General features: G+C 46.9%; 23 protein-coding genes. 17 read left to right on the top strand and 6 right to left on the bottom strand.

Annotation, left to right across the window (positions count from 1 at the left end):
- Nucleotides 1–10: 10 nt before the first annotated feature.
- From OGX97_RS12325 to OGX97_RS12340, 4 genes are all read right to left on the bottom strand, one after another.
- Nucleotides 11–337: an RrF2 family transcriptional regulator gene (locus OGX97_RS12325; protein WP_032944383.1), complete on the bottom strand. Its 327-nt coding sequence runs from the start codon at nt 335–337 to the stop codon at nt 11–13.
- 11 nt (nt 338–348) lie between these two features.
- Nucleotides 349–687 carry a hypothetical protein gene (locus OGX97_RS12330; RefSeq protein WP_139239836.1) on the bottom strand — a complete coding sequence of 113 codons (339 nt, stop codon included), beginning with the start codon at nt 685–687 and terminating at the stop codon, nt 349–351.
- A 161-nt stretch (nt 688–848) separates the two neighbouring features.
- The gene (locus tag OGX97_RS12335; RefSeq protein ID WP_048235613.1) at nt 849–1,064 is read right to left on the bottom strand and encodes a hypothetical protein; all 216 of its coding nucleotides are present in this window, start codon (nt 1,062–1,064) and stop codon (nt 849–851) included.
- Between the two features lie 228 nt (nt 1,065–1,292).
- Nucleotides 1,293–1,682, bottom strand: coding sequence for a helix-turn-helix domain-containing protein (locus OGX97_RS12340; RefSeq protein ID WP_032949520.1), 390 nt, complete (start codon nt 1,680–1,682; stop codon nt 1,293–1,295).
- Nucleotides 1,683–1,783: 101 nt separating this feature from the next.
- Between OGX97_RS12340 and OGX97_RS12345 the strand changes: the two genes are divergently transcribed.
- The 9 genes from OGX97_RS12345 to arsC all read left to right on the top strand — a co-directional run bounded on the left by OGX97_RS12345 (nt 1,784) and on the right by arsC (nt 8,607).
- A complete protein-coding gene (locus tag OGX97_RS12345) occupies nt 1,784–1,999 on the top strand; it encodes a transcriptional regulator (RefSeq protein WP_032949519.1) in 216 nt (71 codons plus the stop codon).
- A gap of 2 nt (nt 2,000–2,001) precedes the next feature.
- Nucleotides 2,002–2,556, top strand: coding sequence for a toxin YdaT family protein (locus OGX97_RS12350; RefSeq protein ID WP_048235612.1), 555 nt, complete (start codon nt 2,002–2,004; stop codon nt 2,554–2,556).
- Between the two features lie 252 nt (nt 2,557–2,808).
- On the top strand, nt 2,809–3,720 hold the full coding sequence (locus OGX97_RS12355) for a DnaT-like ssDNA-binding domain-containing protein (protein ID WP_048236453.1): 912 nt from the start codon (nt 2,809–2,811) through the stop codon (nt 3,718–3,720).
- Nucleotides 3,632–4,177: a replication protein P gene (locus tag OGX97_RS12360; RefSeq protein ID WP_135912879.1), complete on the top strand. Its 546-nt coding sequence runs from the start codon at nt 3,632–3,634 to the stop codon at nt 4,175–4,177. Before OGX97_RS12355 ends, OGX97_RS12360 begins: the two co-directional genes overlap by 89 nt.
- Before the next feature lie 123 nt (nt 4,178–4,300).
- Nucleotides 4,301–4,654 (top strand): As(III)-sensing metalloregulatory transcriptional repressor ArsR, encoded by a 354-nt coding sequence (arsR, locus tag OGX97_RS12365; RefSeq protein ID WP_044711237.1) that lies wholly within the window; start codon nt 4,301–4,303, stop codon nt 4,652–4,654.
- A gap of 46 nt (nt 4,655–4,700) precedes the next feature.
- On the top strand, nt 4,701–5,063 hold the full coding sequence (gene arsD, locus OGX97_RS12370; protein ID WP_044711234.1) for an arsenite efflux transporter metallochaperone ArsD: 363 nt from the start codon (nt 4,701–4,703) through the stop codon (nt 5,061–5,063).
- A gap of 17 nt (nt 5,064–5,080) precedes the next feature.
- Complete coding sequence (gene arsA, locus OGX97_RS12375) at nt 5,081–6,832, top strand: arsenite efflux transporter ATPase subunit ArsA (protein WP_286592444.1); 1,752 nt, start codon at nt 5,081–5,083, stop codon at nt 6,830–6,832.
- Nucleotides 6,833–6,879: 47 nt separating this feature from the next.
- A complete protein-coding gene (arsB, locus tag OGX97_RS12380) occupies nt 6,880–8,169 on the top strand; it encodes an arsenite efflux transporter membrane subunit ArsB (RefSeq protein ID WP_044711231.1) in 1,290 nt (429 codons plus the stop codon).
- A 12-nt stretch (nt 8,170–8,181) separates the two neighbouring features.
- Complete coding sequence (arsC, locus tag OGX97_RS12385) at nt 8,182–8,607, top strand: glutaredoxin-dependent arsenate reductase (protein WP_038641366.1); 426 nt, start codon at nt 8,182–8,184, stop codon at nt 8,605–8,607.
- A 67-nt stretch (nt 8,608–8,674) separates the two neighbouring features.
- Here arsC and OGX97_RS12390 read toward each other — a convergent pair whose 3' ends face one another.
- Nucleotides 8,675–8,971 carry an ArsR/SmtB family transcription factor gene (locus OGX97_RS12390; protein WP_038641364.1) on the bottom strand — a complete coding sequence of 99 codons (297 nt, stop codon included), beginning with the start codon at nt 8,969–8,971 and terminating at the stop codon, nt 8,675–8,677.
- A gap of 100 nt (nt 8,972–9,071) precedes the next feature.
- Between OGX97_RS12390 and OGX97_RS12395 the strand changes: the two genes are divergently transcribed.
- The 8 genes from OGX97_RS12395 to OGX97_RS12430 all read left to right on the top strand — a co-directional run bounded on the left by OGX97_RS12395 (nt 9,072) and on the right by OGX97_RS12430 (nt 15,531).
- Nucleotides 9,072–10,163, top strand: coding sequence for a permease (locus tag OGX97_RS12395; protein WP_048235609.1), 1,092 nt, complete (start codon nt 9,072–9,074; stop codon nt 10,161–10,163).
- A 286-nt stretch (nt 10,164–10,449) separates the two neighbouring features.
- Nucleotides 10,450–10,683 carry a DinI family protein gene (locus OGX97_RS12400; protein ID WP_044700595.1) on the top strand — a complete coding sequence of 78 codons (234 nt, stop codon included), beginning with the start codon at nt 10,450–10,452 and terminating at the stop codon, nt 10,681–10,683.
- A gap of 45 nt (nt 10,684–10,728) precedes the next feature.
- Complete coding sequence (locus OGX97_RS12405) at nt 10,729–11,004, top strand: hypothetical protein (RefSeq protein WP_071667585.1); 276 nt, start codon at nt 10,729–10,731, stop codon at nt 11,002–11,004.
- The gene (locus OGX97_RS12410; protein WP_081365446.1) at nt 10,994–12,991 is read left to right on the top strand and encodes an SIR2 family protein; all 1,998 of its coding nucleotides are present in this window, start codon (nt 10,994–10,996) and stop codon (nt 12,989–12,991) included. Before OGX97_RS12405 ends, OGX97_RS12410 begins: the two co-directional genes overlap by 11 nt.
- A 327-nt stretch (nt 12,992–13,318) precedes the next feature.
- Nucleotides 13,319–13,519 (top strand): hypothetical protein, encoded by a 201-nt coding sequence (locus OGX97_RS12415; RefSeq protein WP_048235144.1) that lies wholly within the window; start codon nt 13,319–13,321, stop codon nt 13,517–13,519.
- 2 nt (nt 13,520–13,521) lie between these two features.
- Entirely contained in the window at nt 13,522–13,881 is a 360-nt protein-coding gene (locus OGX97_RS12420; RefSeq protein WP_048235607.1) for a RusA family crossover junction endodeoxyribonuclease, read from the top strand.
- A complete protein-coding gene (locus OGX97_RS12425) occupies nt 13,878–14,918 on the top strand; it encodes a DUF968 domain-containing protein (protein WP_048235606.1) in 1,041 nt (346 codons plus the stop codon). Before OGX97_RS12420 ends, OGX97_RS12425 begins: the two co-directional genes overlap by 4 nt.
- 13 nt (nt 14,919–14,931) lie before the next feature.
- The gene (locus OGX97_RS12430; RefSeq protein ID WP_048235605.1) at nt 14,932–15,531 is read left to right on the top strand and encodes a hypothetical protein; all 600 of its coding nucleotides are present in this window, start codon (nt 14,932–14,934) and stop codon (nt 15,529–15,531) included.
- Between the two features lie 318 nt (nt 15,532–15,849).
- On the opposite strand, the gene OGX97_RS12435 is transcribed toward OGX97_RS12430, so the two are convergent.
- Nucleotides 15,850–16,089, bottom strand: a 240-nt coding sequence (locus OGX97_RS12435; protein ID WP_286592446.1) for a DUF5320 domain-containing protein, incomplete at its 5' end; no start/stop codon positions are given.

Here is a 16,089-nt window from a genome sequence, read left to right on the forward strand (position 1 = left end):
GTTTTGTGCTTTATGGGGTAGGGGATTTTCCCTGCGCCAGCTGTGCGACGGGGACCCACTCCAGAGCATTCAGCACGGGCTCAAATGAATCAGGCGTGTGAGTAACGGCGCGAACGACGTCAGCCACGCTGGGGTTTGCTTTGCTAAGGTGGTACCCGCCACCAGCGCCACGCTGGCTGGTGACGATTTCACTGCTGCGCAGCTTCGAGAAAATCTGCTCGAGGTAAGACACAGACAGCTTTGATTCTTTACTGATAGATGCGATGGAAACCGGACTGCCGTTGTAAATCCTGTTGAGGATGGCAACGACCTGAACAGAAGCCACCACGCGTTTCATTCCAAACTCCATCATGCATCCTTTGCCGGTTCGCGACCGTATCCCGGGTTATCGTTTAAGGCGTCATTCAGAACCTGCATTGCCTCATTATGTGGGAGAGTCAGAGCAAGTTTGATCGCCGTTCCAAGAGCTTCAGCCGCACATTCAAACTTACGAGCGAGCCTGGCTGTTTCATCAACTTGTTCACCCATCGCTTCCATTTCAAAGTTGTGCTCAGTCCAGATTTCATCCACCACATCACTTTCAACTTCTTCACGTAATGCTTCTTTTACTTCCAGAACAGGCAAAACCCCGATTAATGCCTCGGCTGGTGCGCTGCTGAAGCGCAATGCCAGATCGTTAGCTGACATAAAAACCTCCGGAAAAAAGCCCGCCACGGGACGGGCAAAGAACACTTTTCCAATTTAACCAGAACAGGTCTTCGTCTCCTGTTTGGTTACGATGGTGGTATTACCATCACAATGCCCTGTGCACCGGGCATGAGGCTGGCAACAGCCATTGGTCAAACTCGTTATGAACGAACAGCAGTCTGTTGGTCGGCAGACGGGTCGCCCTTCTGGGCAAGCGTGTAGCAAATCAGTCGAATGATTACTTCAATGCGATTTAGATGTACGGCCTGACACCGCACTGGTTTACGTGCGAAATCGATCATGGATTTATCCTCTTGTGTTGCCCTTGTCGCCAGGCTGGCGGAACGTTGAACCTGCTGCGTGTTAATGCCTGTCATCTCATCCGGTGATTCGTATGCCGCCGGCAGCTACTTCGTGGGCGTCCTGCCTCGATGACGTTTTCGATAGAATGATTAAATCATTGGTTTAATGTTTGTGTCAATCATCAATTGATGTAGAGGCAAACATTTGCTTTATCAGTCGTGAAAAACTAAGGGGAGGGAGGTTCTGACAAAAGGGCGAAAAAAAACCGGCAAACGCCGGTTTCAATGGATGGGAATAAACTCTTAGTTCACATCGTTAGCCTTAAAACGACCACGAAGATATTTCTCCACGTAATCATCAATTTCCTTTAACCGCAGTGCAAAGGTATCGATCATTCGCTCTTGCTCTGCCTCTGGTAGCTGCCTAAACAAGTTAAGCATTTTGCTCTCGTTAGGCTTGAGACCTGAATCTTCTGATACTTTCTCACCTAACAACCAAGTAACGGACACGTTGGCGGCTTCCGCAATTGCTATGGCGGACTTCTTACTGATAACTCCCTTCTTAAACCACCCATTCACAGCTTGAGGCGTAACTCCTGCAATGCGAGCCATATCAGCTTTGCTGATCCCTCTTTGAGTAATTTCTTCTAAGCGGGCTACCAGTTGGTTATTGAGATCGTCAGTGTTTTTCATACACCCATTGTAAATGTTTGGTTTATAGTCACAATAAATTTAAAGTTTGCAATTGATGTAAACCTATGGTTTATTACTCCCAATTTAAAAAGGAGATAGTTATGACAGCCATTGATAACGCAATTCGACTAGCTGGCTCGGCCAATAAATTAGCTTGCACGATTGGTGTAAGCGGAATGGCAGTAAGTCAGTGGAAAGCAAAAGGTACTGTTCCTTCGTCACGGGTACTTCAAGTCTTTAGCGCTACAGGGGTTACCCCCCACGAACTTAGACCCGACTTATACCCAAATCCAACGGATGGATTACCTAAGGAGTGACCATGCAAACCATCTCTTTTAAAAACCATACCCCGACGATGGTGAGAACTCAGAAAACAAAAAATCAGTTTTCTGTTTGTCGCCGGGATTGGATGAAGTGCAAAAAAATCTGGGTCGCCGTTCGTGAATGGGAATCGACATTACCAGGACAGGCACAGGAACGGATCGCTCAGCTGGTGGCTGAAGAGTGGGCCAAAGTAGATGGCCGTGGAATTGCTGTTAATAAACAGAATTTATTCCGATATCTGAAAAACGAGGGCGGTTCGGAAAAGTACACGGCTTACGTTATGCAACTGTCAGGTTCAATTATTGCTGCTATGCCAGTTCAGATTGCCAGAAAGCACGGATTAAGTAATGCGAGCACAGAAGCAGAGCTGGTGGCGAACGCTATCAAAGAATGCAGTGAGGCACACCATGCGAAATTAATTGGCGCGCCATTACAAAAGCTCGAGAAGGAAATTCGTGAGGCGGCAATCGCATTATTCAACATGTTACCTGCTGATGCGGCGGGACCACTACTGGCGAGCATAAGCGCCGTAGCGCCGCAATTGTTTTAATCGAGTTTTGACCAATGACCATTATTACTGCAACTCGCGGGGTGAAGTATGCCTAATCCTTTGGCTAAGGCCATGCCTAAGAGTAAGGCTAGTAACGAGCCTTACCGTAAGGTGAAGATCACCATGTGGGATGATCCTAAGTTTCGAGCCTTATCACCACTCCCGCCAAGTGGGCAGAGTCTGTTTATTTACCTGCTTACGGGTCCATTCACAGGGATTATTCCCGGGCTGTATAAGGCGGGAAGGGCGGCTATGGCCGAAGAATTAAACTGGGATGTCGAAGCCTTCGACTTAGCCTTAGGCGAAGCCATAGCGTTAGGTATGGTGGAAGCCGACCTTAAAGCCAGAGTTTTTTGGTTGCCTAACGCGGTGAAACATAACCCGCCAGCATCAGTGAACGTGATCAAATCATGGGCAAGATCGTTTGAATTACTGCCTGAATGTTCACTGAAAGATAAAGCATATGAAGCTCTCAAAGCCGCCTGCTACGGGGTTTCTGACGCTATGGGGACGGCTTTTGATAAGGCTTTCGCCTTGCCTAAGGATAAGGCTAAGTCTTTGGCTAAACCTTTGCCATCAGGTATCCAGAAAGCAGTAAGCAGTAAACAGATCTTAAACCCCTCTCTTAACGCGGGCGCGATGAAAAATCCGAATGGGGATGTACTGCCATCCCCGGCCATGCCCCGATACCTGGACGGTGTTGATGAACCGATCGGGAAATTCAGCATGACAGATAGCTGGCTTCCCTCCAGAGACTTCCGACAGCGCGCTGCATCGTGGGGTATCTCCCTGCCTGAACCAGATTACCTTCTGACTGAACTCGCAGAATTCACCGCGTATTGGGAGTCGGAAGGGAAAGTTTTTACACAAATCCAGTGGGAACAAAAATTTGCCCGACATGTAGCCCGGGTTAGAACGCAGGTAAAACCAGAAACCGGAGGTAACAGTCATGTGGGAGCAGGATCCGAACCAACAGCATCCCGGGCAGTTCAGCAAATTCAGTCAGCACACGCAGAGTGGCGCCGCAGGAATGGACTTGATGGCGACGGAAACAGCCTGGCGACTGTGGCAGGTCATGGGGGAGGTGTATTCGAACCGATGGACCCAGAAAAACGGGGCGGAGCCTTCGCCTATCTGGATAGCCCAGATAGGTTCGATGACTGAACCTCAAATTCGGCTGGTCTGTCAGCAGTGCATGGAGCGCTGCGCGATGGGAAATACATGGCCGCCTGACTTGGCTGAGTTTGTTTCTCTGGTTTCAGAGAGTGGGGCGAATCCATTCGGACTGACATCGGAGCAGGTTATGACGGAATACCGGCGCTGGCGCAATGAGTCATATCGGTATTCAGGAAGCGATAAATATCCATGGCCTCAGCCCGTGCTGTATCACATCTGCATCGAAATGCGCAGAACGGGCGTTGAACGACAAATGACAGAGGGGGAACTGAAACGACTGGCGGAAAAGTTACTTACGAAGTGGTCGAAGCATGTTGGTAACGGACTAAGTGTGCCACCAATTCGACGTCAACTGGCGGCGCCGCACCATCCGGCGGGACCAACGCCAGCGCAACTACTGATGGATGAATACAGGCGTCGAAAAGCGGCAGGGTTAACGAATTGAAGAATAAACAAATTGTAAACACGAAATGAAATTCACGTAACTATCATATTTGAATTTTCGAATATGATAGTTGACGGCACTCAACTATTGCAGGAAACTACGGAGAGAATTCAGGAGATTAAAATGGTTGAACTAACTTCTCTACAACTTTTCAAAAATCTCTCAGATGAAACCCGGTTGGGTATCGTGTTATTGCTTAGAGAGATGGGAGAGTTGTGCGTGTGCGATCTCTGCACTGCGCTGGAACAATCTCAGCCCAAGATCTCCCGCCATCTGGCGATGCTTCGGGAAAGTGGATTATTGCTGGATCGTAAGCAGGGGAAATGGGTTCATTACCGCTTATCCCCGCATATTCCTTCCTGGGCTGCTCAGATTATTGAGCAGGCCTGGTTAAGCCAACAGGACGACGTTCAGGCCATCGCCCGTAAGCTGGCTTCAGCCAACTGCTCTGGTAGCGGGAAGGCTGTCTGCATCTAAAAAATTTGCCTGAACATATATGTTTTTTCAAATGTGAGGTATTGAAATGAAAACGTTAACGGTATTTGACCCAGCGATGTGTTGCAGCACCGGAGTCTGCGGTACAGATGTTGATCAGGCTCTGGTCGATTTTTCTGCGGATGTACAATGGCTCAAACAACGTGGTGTACAAATTGAGCGTTTCAATCTCGCACAACAACCGATGAGCTTTGTACAGAACGAGAAGGTCAAAGCGTTTATAGAGGCTTCCGGGGCAGAAGGTTTGCCATTGTTGTTACTGGATGGCGAAACAGTGATGGCTGGGCGTTATCCGAAACGCGCTGAGCTGGCTCGCTGGTTTGGCATTCCACTGGAGAAAGTGGGATTAGCGCCAACAATCTGCTGTGGTGGTAATACTTCTTGTTGTTAAGTATGTCAGGAGGACATATGAACTTCTTACAGAATATCCCCCCTTATCTGTTTTTTACTGGTAAAGGAGGCGTTGGTAAAACCTCTATTTCATGCGCCACGGCGATCCGTCTGGCAGAACAGGGGAAACGGGTGCTGCTGGTCAGTACCGATCCGGCCTCAAACGTAGGTCAGGTGTTTGGACAGACGATTGGCAATACCATTCAGCCAGTAGCTTCTGTTCCAGGATTATCGGCACTTGAGATTGATCCTCAGGCCGCTGCACAACAGTACCGGGCCAGAATCGTTGACCCCATTAAAGGCATCCTGCCTGATGACGTCGTTTCCAGCATCAACGAACAACTGTCGGGGGCATGCACAACAGAGATTGCGGCTTTTGATGAATTTACCGGATTACTGACAGATGCTTCTCTACTGACCCGGTTTGACCATATCATTTTTGATACCGCACCGACGGGTCATACCATTCGCCTTCTCCAGTTGCCAGGTGCCTGGAGTAGCTTTATTGATAGCAATCCCGAGGGTGCGTCCTGCCTCGGCCCGATGGCCGGTCTGGAAAAACAGCGTGAACAGTATGCCCTGGCTGTTGAAGCATTATCTGATCCAGCACGTACCCGACTGGTTCTGGTTGCTCGTCTGCAAAAATCCACGTTGCAGGAAGTTGCCCGGACTCATCTGGAGCTTGCCGCCATCGGTCTTAAAAATCAGTACCTGGTCATCAACGGCGTTCTGCCCAAAACTGAAGCAGCAAACGATACACTGGCTGCGGCAATATGGGACCGTGAACAGGAGGCGCTGTCCAATCTTCCCTCTGATCTTTCCGGTCTGCCAACTGACACGTTATTCCTCCAGCCGGTCAATATGGTCGGCGTGTCTGCACTCAGCGGACTTCTCTCCACTCAGCCTATAGAGGCGTCATTCTCTGAAGAATACATTCAACAGCGCCCTGACATTCCGTCACTTTCTGCGTTGGTCGATGATATTGCCCGTAATGAGCATGGCCTGATCATGCTGATGGGTAAAGGTGGTGTAGGGAAAACCACGATGGCGGCTGCCATTGCTGTCAGACTGGCCGAAATGGGATTTGATGTCCATCTGACAACATCTGATCCTGCAGCGCATCTCAGCACAACCCTCAACGGCAGCCTCAACAATCTGCAGGTCAGCAGGATCGATCCTCTCGAGGAAACTGAACGCTATCGTCAGCATGTTCTTGAGACGAAGGGAAAAGAACTGGACGATGCGGGAAAACGCCTGCTGGAAGAGGACTTACGCTCACCCTGCACCGAGGAAATTGCGGTATTCCAGGCCTTTTCACGGGTGATTCGCGAGGCGGGTAAGCGCTTCGTGGTGATGGATACGGCACCGACCGGACACACGCTCTTGCTGCTTGATGCCACCGGGGCATATCACCGCGAGATTGCCAGAAAAATGGGGGAAAAAGGCCATTTCACCACACCGATGATGCAACTGCAGGACCCGGAGCGAACCAAAGTGTTACTGGTCACGCTACCGGAAACCACGCCGGTACTTGAGGCGGCAAATTTACAGGCCGACCTTGAACGTGCAGGAATTCACCCCTGGGGCTGGATTATCAATAACAGCCTTTCCATCGCGGATACCCGTTCACCGCTGCTCCGCTTGCGAGCGCAGCAGGAACGTCCGCAGATCGAGAGCGTTAAAAATCTACATGCCAGCCGTGTAGCACTTGTACCCGTACTGGCGTCAGAACCAACCGGCATCGATAAACTCAAACAACTCGCGGGTTAGTTATTACCATCATTCGGGGCAGCATTGCTGCCCTTTCAGGAGGTTATATGTTACTGGCAGGAGCCATTTTTATCCTGACCATCATATTGGTTATCTGGCAGCCAAAGGGATTAGGGATTGGCTGGAGCGCCACGCTGGGGGCCGTACTGGCTCTGGCATCGGGTGTGATTCACATTGCTGATATTCCGGTGGTGTGGAATATCGTCTGGAACGCGACGGCAACATTTATCGCCGTTATTATCATCAGTCTGTTGCTTGATGAGTCAGGCTTTTTCGAATGGGCAGCGCTGCACGTTTCTCGCTGGGGGAACGGTCGTGGCCGCCTTCTGTTTACGTATATCGTTCTGCTCGGCGCGGCAGTCGCGGCACTGTTTGCCAACGATGGCGCGGCACTTATTCTGACGCCGATTGTTATCGCTATGCTCCTGGCGCTTGGCTTCAGTAAAAGCACCACACTTGCTTTCGTGATGGCCGCAGGGTTTATTGCCGATACCGCCAGCTTGCCGCTTATCGTATCGAACCTGGTCAATATCGTTTCGGCTGATTTCTTCAAACTGGGATTCACGGAATATGCCTCGGTAATGGTGCCGGTGGATATCGCCGCCATCGTCGCCACTCTGGTGATGCTGCATCTATTTTTCCGCAAAGATATCCCGCCCACTTATGATATTGCACGACTGAAAGAGCCCGCAAAAGCCATCAAAGATCTGGCAACATTCAGAACAGGTTGGATTGTATTAATTCTTTTATTAGTGGGCTTTTTTGTACTCGAACCACTGGGTATTCCGGTCAGTGCCATTGCAGCAGTAGGGGCAGCAATCCTGTTTGCTGTGGCAAAAAAAGGTCACGGCATTAACACCGGTAAAGTGTTGCGTGGGGCACCATGGCAGATCGTGATCTTCTCGCTGGGAATGTATCTGGTGGTCTATGGGCTGCGTAACGCAGGGCTGACAGAATATTTGTCTGACGTGCTGAACTTACTCGCAGATAAAGGCCTGTGGGCAGCCACGCTGGGAACGGGATTCCTGACCGCATTCCTCTCTTCTATCATGAATAACATGCCTACCGTATTGATTGGCGCATTGTCGATTGATGGCAGTACCGCGTCGGGCGTTATCAAAGAAGCAATGATTTATGCCAACGTCATTGGCTGCGATCTGGGGCCGAAAATTACCCCTATTGGTAGCCTGGCAACGCTGCTCTGGCTACACGTACTTTCACAGAAGAATATGACCATCACCTGGGGATACTATTTCCGCACCGGGATCGTCATGACTCTGCCTGTGCTGTTTGTAACGCTGGCCGCGCTGGCGCTACGTCTCTCTTTCACTTTGTAATGAGATACTGATATGAGCAACATCACCATTTATCACAACCCAGCCTGCGGCACATCGCGTAACACGCTGGAGATGATCCGCAACAGCGGTAATGAGCCGACCGTTATTCTTTACCTTGAGACTCCACCTTCACGCGATGAGCTGGTCAAACTCATTGCTGATATGGGCATTTCCGTCCGGGCGTTACTACGTAAGAACGTCGAGCCATATGAGGAACTGGGTCTTGCCGAAGATAAATTTACTGACGACCAGTTAATTAACTTTATGTTGCAGCATCCGATCCTGATTAATCGCCCCATCGTTGTAACACCGCTGGGAACCAAACTGTGCCGTCCTTCTGAAGTTGTTCTGGATATCCTTCCTGATGCTCAGAAAGGGGCTTTCGCCAAGGAAGATGGCGAGAAAGTCGTTGATGATGCAGGCAAAAAATTGAAATAAGCGACAGGAGAGCCGCCTGTTATTTAGGCGGCTCCTTTATCAAATAAAAACAATGGATTGCCTCGATTTAAATCTTTGGACTGTTGATGCAACATTCTTCGCGTAGAAAATCAATAATCGACTCTAACTTGTCATATTGAGAAACGCAGATTAAGGAGCGGCTTTCGCGATTTTGTTTGACCAGACCTACGGAAACAAGAGCGGATATATGATGACTCAGTGTTGAAGATGGAATCGCAAGTTGTTTTTGTAGATCACCTACAGGTAAACCTTGTTCACCGGCTTTAACAAGGTGTTTGAAAATAAACAAACGTGTCGGATGTCCTAATTCTTTCATAGCTTTAGCTACTTCTTCTAGTTGCATGGTGCCTTCCTCGTCTAGTGATATTTCGATAATACCAGAAATATGTTGATCTAACCTCAATAATTCGATTATTCTAGAAATATAGTTTATAGGGGGTTTCATGAATAGCTGGATTTCTATGTTTACTAACGCGGCAGAGATGTTCTTGTTTCTTGCTGTCGAGTTGTCTGCGCTTTTTTTTCTGATTAGTGCGGGTGTTAGCCTTATCAGGCAAAAAATTCCGGACCAAAAGATTCAAAGAATGTTAGGGGCGAGAAAGGGGAGAGGTTACATACTTGCATCGCTGTTAGGAGCTGTAACACCGTTTTGCAGCTGCTCTACAATTCCCATGTTACGCGGACTGTTATCAGCAAAAGCAGGCTTCGGTCCAACACTTACATTCTTGTTTGTTTCACCTCTGCTTAACCCGATAATCATTGGTCTGATGTGGGTTACTTTTGGTTGGAAAGTTACCCTGCTATACGCTGTTATAGCTGCAACAGTTTCCGTACTGGCAAGTATTTTGTTAGATGTGCTTGGTTTTGACCGACATATTGTCGAAAAATCAAAACCGCTGGCTAGCTGTTGTGGTGTTAGCAGTGGAAAAACTCTTGAAACTAAACTACGGAGTGTTTCAGCTTGCTGTTCTGTATCAAATCAACAGGACATAGGGGCTAATAGTTGTTCTAAACCACAAGAAACGTTTAAGAGTTTCTCAGCATTTCAGGGCACAAATTGTGAATTGACCTGCGAGACAGGTCAAACAAATAAACAATTCTTCCCGAAATGTGTAGTAAGAGATCCTGGTGCGATACGTCTGGCATTTCAGGATGCCTGGACTCAATTTAAAGATGTATTACCTTATCTGATGTTAGGTATTGTTATAGGGTCGTTTATCTACGGTTTTATACCTGCAGAGTGGATTGCTGCTCATGCTGGGAATGATAATCCGTTTGCGATTCCACTAAGTGCAATTATTGGAATACCGTTGTATATACGTGCTGAGGCAGTAATTCCGTTGGCATCAGTCTTGATGGATAAAGGCATGGGAACGGGAGCAGTAATGGCTCTGATTATTGGTAGCGCAGGAGCTAGTCTGACGGAAGTAATACTGCTTAAATCAATGTTCAAAACACCCTTGATTGCTGCATTTCTGACCGTTATTTTGGGCATGGCGATTATTATGGGATACCTGACACAGTTGTTATTTTGATTGGGTATGTTAGACAGAACCTGAAAAAGTTGCAGGGGGAGACGAGCATATGAAAGTTGCGCAATCAATCCCAATCAAAGCAGTTATCCAAATTTAAGGACGTTGATATCTCAATACTTACAATGGTGTCAAAACAACAAGTCCGCATTGGATTGAACCCGCTTCGGCGGGTTTTTTTTGCATCTCATTTATAGGCTAAGGTTAACAATTTGTGCTCTTAAGTCATTGATCATTTCAATGTATCGGTGTACTGTACAAATATACAGTATATGCAGTGGAGGCTAATATGAAAGTTGAACTCACCATTGATCGTACTAAAGAACTTCCAAAGGGAGCAGTGCCGGCGCTGGAGAAAGAGTTACTTAAAAGGTTGGGTAATCAGTATGAGAACTGCAGCCTGAGCATACGTCGTACAGGCTCTGATGGCTTAAGTGTTCTTGGTGGTGACAAGGAAGATAAAAAGAAAATAGAGACTATCCTCCAGGAAACCTGGGAAAGTGCTGACGACTGGTTTTATTAATTATTTTGGGTGTTACTTTTATTCCGTTTGCATGGGGGAGTTTAAGTGAAAGAAAAATTAGGATTGCCCAAAAAAGGCTACGCAGTCATCAGATGTCACGATGGAGTCATCGTTGCCAGGCTGCAATCATTTCCTGAGTGTGAGCGCGCCCTGATGTACCGACGCGATAGCATGGTGTCATTTTTGCCTCTTCAGGATGATGAAATTGTCGGATCACCTTCACTTTTTACAAAAATGCTTGAAAAGGCTGGCTACCGTGTATCATATTGCAGTGAAAACCAACAAGAAGATTCGTTTTTGGTGTTAAAGCATGAAAATTAAACCCCAGCAACACTTAATTAACATTCTAACCTCAACAAAGCAACACCACCCTAACTTTACACTTTTTCTTGGTGCCGGTGCGAGTATATCAAGCGGAGTAGAAAGCGCCGGAGGGATGGTCAAACGCTGGAGAGCAGCTTATAGCTCTATGCATGGTGATGAGGAATTAAAAGCTCAACCTTGGTTTGACAAAGAGAATGAATATTCTGAACTTTTTGAATCTTTATACGATCAACCCACGCAACGAAGAGAATTTATTGAAAGCTGTATAACAGGTGCAAAGCCGTCTTGGGGTTATGTATATCTTACAAATCTTTTAGATAAGGGGCATTTTAATACAATATTTACAACCAATTTTGATGATTTGGTTAACGAGGCCTGTTTTACATTTTCTAATAATTTAAGGCCAATAGTTTGCGCTCATGATTCAAGTATTGCTAGTGTTAGATTAACGACAACTCGCCCGAAAATAATCAAGCTACACGGGGATTTTTTATTCGACAATATTAAAAATACCATCCGTGAGTTAGAGTCTCTTGAAGATAATATGAGGGCAAAATTCAGGCAGTTTGCCACTGAGTTTGGTATGATTGTTATCGGATATTCGGGACATGATCGTTCAATAATGGATACCTTGAATACCCTACTGCATTCTGGTACTTGTTTTCCTCATGGTATCTATTGGTGTATAAGAGACAATGCTGAAAACTTACCTGAACCTTTGAAAAACCTAGCCCGTTTTCCACATTTTCATTTAATTAAAATTGATGGTTTCGATGAGTTCATGGCCGAGCTACATGAGTCGCTTGGTTGCACTCTTCAGCAGGAAGTAGTTGAACCTTATTCTGCTTTATCTAATAAATTAGATAGATATTTCTTAGTTTCTGAAGATGAAGATGATGATGAGAATCAACATGAAATAATTAAAAGAGATATGAATAACCTCGCAGACCACGTCAGGCGTGTAAATACGGTTAGTCAATTCGTCAAAAAGATAAAAATTCTCTTGTCTGAAAAAGCATCCTCTCTCGATGACGATTCCATTACAAAATCGCTTGAGATTATGCTTAAGGAAACTCAATTTGCGGGTTCACCAGAAAACCTTCATTTTTATAACACTCCCAATTATCTTATTGCCAATTCAGCTTTCAGGGCTGGAGAGTATAAAGAATGTGTTGAATATGCTACTAAGCATTTAGCTAATGGCCCATCCATCGAGACAGAGGCACTTTTACTTCGTTCCTACATTCATTTAAAAGATGATGAGCAAATTTTGCTCTCAATGAAAAGGCTGGAACAGTATAAGAAGCTAAAAGAAGGGGAAATTACTAAAATTATTAATGCGTTAGTAGATTTAATGGATTTTGAAAAATATACTATCGCTGAAAACTTGATGGAAATCTTAGGTGCACGCGCAATTCCACTCAAACATAAAAATCTCTTAACCATAAACAGGGCGCTTTGCCAAAAGTTGCAAGATTTGCCTATCAAGACAGAACTTAAGGCAGATCTTGAGGAATTACTTACTGAATCAATAGAAAATGACGAAGCATGGATCGCTCTGGGGGCTGCTATACTTCTTGAAAAGGACGAAGTGGCAGAAGAAGTTTCTGATTCTTTGACTGAAACAGAGATCATAGCTGTTGTAACTCAATCTATGCCGATTTTCAGATTGATTTCTTCTTCACTTTATGAAAAGGTCAAAGCATTAGCTGTCAATAAAGGTTTTGAAGTGTCATTCGAAGAGGTATCAGAGGAAGATACAGGGGCTGATGAAAATGACTCCTCAAGCACTCAAAACCCTGAGCAAACAGGCCATGATTCAAACGTGAGTCATGAATCAACTGATAACGATCATTCTGCTCTGGTTGACGCTCTATCACTTGATACTGAGAAGCCAGCAGAAAATGATGAAGCATTTGTTGGTGAACCGGAAGATGAGCTCTTGAATACTCTTCAAGATGATCTTTCTGAAAGACCTGCTTAAATATTTTTCTTGTTAGTCGACCATGAGGGAGCTTATGAAACAAAAAAGCCAACACGCAAGCAGCAAAATTTCTGAAGAAAGCAAAAAAAAGCTGAAGGAACTGCTTAAAAAACAGTAGATTAACATGAACACAAAAGCCCCTTCGGGGGCTTTTTGCTTGTTATGTATTTCGATGCTTTTTATGTGTTAAGATAAAAACTAACAGCCTGAACAGCTGACCCTGCTGCGCCTATGGAGAGATACCAAGGTGCATATTCAAATCCAAAGTACTTATCTGACGTTAACCAACGCCAGCGATTTTCTTTTTGCCGCATCCAGAGGTGCGTTATGAAGAAAAGCTGGTTTCAACATACCCAACTCACCACTGAGCAGGCTGACGAACTGGAAGCCCGCTATCGCGCAAAGCAGATTAAGACAGAGCGGAGTCTGGATAATGACTTCATTCACTGGACGATCAGCGCGTTCTTGCCAGAAGTATCTAAGCCTCCGCGTCAGGACAGAACCTGGCAACAACGGATCTGGAGGTGAATGTGAAAATCTACGATATCACCCCAATGGGCAAGCCCAGAATGACGCGCGCTGACAAATGGAAAAAGCGCCCCGAGGTTCTGCGTTACCGGGCTTTCTGTGATGAAGTTCGTCTGCAGGGTGTTGAGCTGCCGGAAAGCGGTTCACATGTCACCTTCATTATTCCGATGCCAGCGAGCTGGGGCAAAAAGAAACGAGCAGAGTTCAACGGTAAACCACACCAGGCTAAACCCGATTTCGACAACATGATGAAAGCCCTGATGGATGCCATTTACGAAGATGACGCTCATATCTGGGATTCACGCGTAACTAAATTATGGGGAGAGAAGGGACAAATAATTATCGGGGAGATAGCAGAATGAGGGCGCTGCTGAAGCCGGTTGTTGCGCGTGAGCTTGGAATTGTGCTGCTCAAACCGGGCAGCGAGCTGATGTCATTATTCAGTTGTGAACGTGTGCTTGTGGAAAGCCAGCCGGCAGGCATGGACCGGTTGCCTGCTGGCCGTGTTCCTGATGTTCGTCAGCCGCTTGCCAGTGACGACTCCCTGAGGCCGTTCTTCCTGGATGAAAAAGTTATTAAGGCTGCTGGCGGTTTGAGTGGCCTTGATTACTGGCTTATGCGTTATGGCGGTCATTGCTGTCAGTGGCCACACAGCGATTACCATTATCACGAGTTAACTCTTCTGCGCCATGACCCCGGATCGGTTCTTCTGTGCGGACATTGTGATAACCATTTGCGCGACCACTACAGCGTACAACTTGCAGAGCTGGCGAGACGTAATGTTATTAACTGGATTATCAACAGCATCATGGTGGCGCTGAATCAGGATCCGTCCAGAGAACTGTCGCTGGCGGAGCTTTGCTGGTGGGGGGTACGTATGGGGGTTACCGACGCAATTCCCGAATCAGTAGCCAGCCGGGCGCTTCGTATTCCTTCAGAAGAGCATCTGTCAGTCATGCGTGAATGCGATATCGAACCGGGGGTAACCGCCACCAGCATCATTACAGCCAAAGCCAGCACGTTAACCGTATACATGCCATCAGCGCAGGTTCCTGCGCTCAAGCCTGTAGTTGGTGTTCTGGTCGATCCAGAGTCCCCGCAAACCTATATAAAACGTCCAAAGCGGATCCGATGGACGGCCCCCGGGTATCTGGAATGGATTAAAACACAGCCCTGCGAATGCTGCGGCAAACCATCAGATGACCCACACCATTTAATCGGCTGGGGGCAGGGAGGGATGGCAACGAAGGCGCATGATATTTTCGCGATCCCCTTGTGTCGTCAGTGCCATACAGAACTACATAACGACCCGGTGAAGTTTGAGCGAAAGCATGTGCCTCAGCCGGTAATGATTATCAGAGTGCTGGACCGGGCTTATGGGCTCGGCGTTCTGGCGTAAGGAGAAGAACAGGATGACACCACGTCAACGCCGCAATCATCTGGAAGCGCTGGGTAAAGCGGCTTCTGCTCCACGCAAAAGCTGGCTGGGTAAATGTATTCTCCTTACAGGGATCCAGTCCGGATGGATTAAATCCCTGCTCACTATATGGGGCGAGGGTGTGGGAGGAAAAACTGCACCCCGTTTGCTGCGAAGTCATGCATGCTGGAATGTTATTAAAGGACGGATTTGGTCAGATAAGGCGTTAGAGCGATTCACTGTTGCGTTAAATCAGGCGAGAGAAGAGGGATTCCGTGGACAGCAGGCAATGAACAGGGCACATAGCATTCTCTGGCCGCAGTCATCCGCTAGTGTGATTGATGAAGCCCTGCATAATGATGATGTCGATTTTGTTGAGCAATGCGTACTGCAGGCGCTGGATATTAATGATCCGGTTTATGTGGTCGGTCTTCAGTATTACACCACCCGAAAAAAAATCTCAGACATAACCCGGGAGTTGCAGGCGATTGCGCCATGGTTAACTGATGGGGAGGCAAGAAAGCGCGTGCGCTGGTGCCTGGAAATATTCAGAGCAAAGGTCTTTTTGGAAGCACGCAAACTGTTATCTGAATAGACTCACTGAAATCATTTTTTAGCTATTGATGCTATTTTTTGATAATGGTGTTGAAAACGGGCCAGAAAATCAGATAATTTATTCATGCTTGGCAGAGCTGCTGCCACTATGGCAGCGACAAAAAGCGAACAATTTGAACATAACGAGAACCCCGCCACAGCGGGGTTTTTGGTTTCCGGCGATACGACAGGGGTATTCGCGAGGTGCATAGCACCAGTACCCCTGTCATATCGCCGATCTGAAATCGTTAACTCGAAAACAAGTTCTCACAATCCTTTTTCGTTTCTAACTCAGAGGAAAAATGATAGGGGGTCACTGCTAAACGTAGACATCAATATTTTTAGTATTATTCCCTGCAACGTTCGAACTTGATTTGTCACTTACCGTAGGTAATGCACCCGATGCCATTTGGTTTTTTTCTGCTTCTTGTTTTTGTAATTGAGCAATTTTTGCGTACATAGACTCGATTTGCCTTTGAATCATCTCCATCTGCTGTTTAAGCAGTTTTGCCTCATCTTCGGAGGTTACTTCATTTATTTTTGAACCCATGGCGCTGAG

The organism is Citrobacter sp. Cpo061, assembly GCF_030332845.1.
Taxonomy (GTDB): domain Bacteria; phylum Pseudomonadota; class Gammaproteobacteria; order Enterobacterales; family Enterobacteriaceae; genus Citrobacter; species Citrobacter portucalensis.

Bases quoted from the DNA above. Each gene is read 5' to 3' on its own strand.
- OGX97_RS12425 (WP_048235606.1), top strand. From the start codon at position 13,878: ATGAGGGCGCTGCTGAAGCCGGTTGTTGCGCGTGAGCTTGGAATTGTG.
- arsC (WP_038641366.1), top strand. From the start codon at position 8,182: ATGAGCAACATCACCATTTATCACAACCCAGCCTGCGGCACATCGCGT.
- OGX97_RS12345 (WP_032949519.1), top strand. From the start codon at position 1,784: ATGACAGCCATTGATAACGCAATTCGACTAGCTGGCTCGGCCAATAAA.
- arsR (WP_044711237.1), top strand. From the start codon at position 4,301: ATGGTTGAACTAACTTCTCTACAACTTTTCAAAAATCTCTCAGATGAA.
- OGX97_RS12395 (WP_048235609.1), top strand. From the start codon at position 9,072: ATGAATAGCTGGATTTCTATGTTTACTAACGCGGCAGAGATGTTCTTG.
- OGX97_RS12400 (WP_044700595.1), top strand. From the start codon at position 10,450: ATGAAAGTTGAACTCACCATTGATCGTACTAAAGAACTTCCAAAGGGA.
- OGX97_RS12390 (WP_038641364.1), bottom strand. From the start codon at position 8,971: ATGCAACTAGAAGAAGTAGCTAAAGCTATGAAAGAATTAGGACATCCG.
- OGX97_RS12415 (WP_048235144.1), top strand. From the start codon at position 13,319: ATGAAGAAAAGCTGGTTTCAACATACCCAACTCACCACTGAGCAGGCT.
- OGX97_RS12430 (WP_048235605.1), top strand. From the start codon at position 14,932: ATGACACCACGTCAACGCCGCAATCATCTGGAAGCGCTGGGTAAAGCG.
- OGX97_RS12410 (WP_081365446.1), top strand. From the start codon at position 10,994: ATGAAAATTAAACCCCAGCAACACTTAATTAACATTCTAACCTCAACA.
- OGX97_RS12360 (WP_135912879.1), top strand. From the start codon at position 3,632: ATGGGGGAGGTGTATTCGAACCGATGGACCCAGAAAAACGGGGCGGAG.
- OGX97_RS12330 (WP_139239836.1), bottom strand. From the start codon at position 687: ATGTCAGCTAACGATCTGGCATTGCGCTTCAGCAGCGCACCAGCCGAG.
- arsD (WP_044711234.1), top strand. From the start codon at position 4,701: ATGAAAACGTTAACGGTATTTGACCCAGCGATGTGTTGCAGCACCGGA.
- OGX97_RS12355 (WP_048236453.1), top strand. From the start codon at position 2,809: ATGGCCGAAGAATTAAACTGGGATGTCGAAGCCTTCGACTTAGCCTTA.
- OGX97_RS12335 (WP_048235613.1), bottom strand. From the start codon at position 1,064: ATGACAGGCATTAACACGCAGCAGGTTCAACGTTCCGCCAGCCTGGCG.
- arsA (WP_286592444.1), top strand. From the start codon at position 5,081: ATGAACTTCTTACAGAATATCCCCCCTTATCTGTTTTTTACTGGTAAA.
- OGX97_RS12340 (WP_032949520.1), bottom strand. From the start codon at position 1,682: ATGAAAAACACTGACGATCTCAATAACCAACTGGTAGCCCGCTTAGAA.
- OGX97_RS12325 (WP_032944383.1), bottom strand. From the start codon at position 337: ATGAAACGCGTGGTGGCTTCTGTTCAGGTCGTTGCCATCCTCAACAGG.
- OGX97_RS12350 (WP_048235612.1), top strand. From the start codon at position 2,002: ATGCAAACCATCTCTTTTAAAAACCATACCCCGACGATGGTGAGAACT.
- arsB (WP_044711231.1), top strand. From the start codon at position 6,880: ATGTTACTGGCAGGAGCCATTTTTATCCTGACCATCATATTGGTTATC.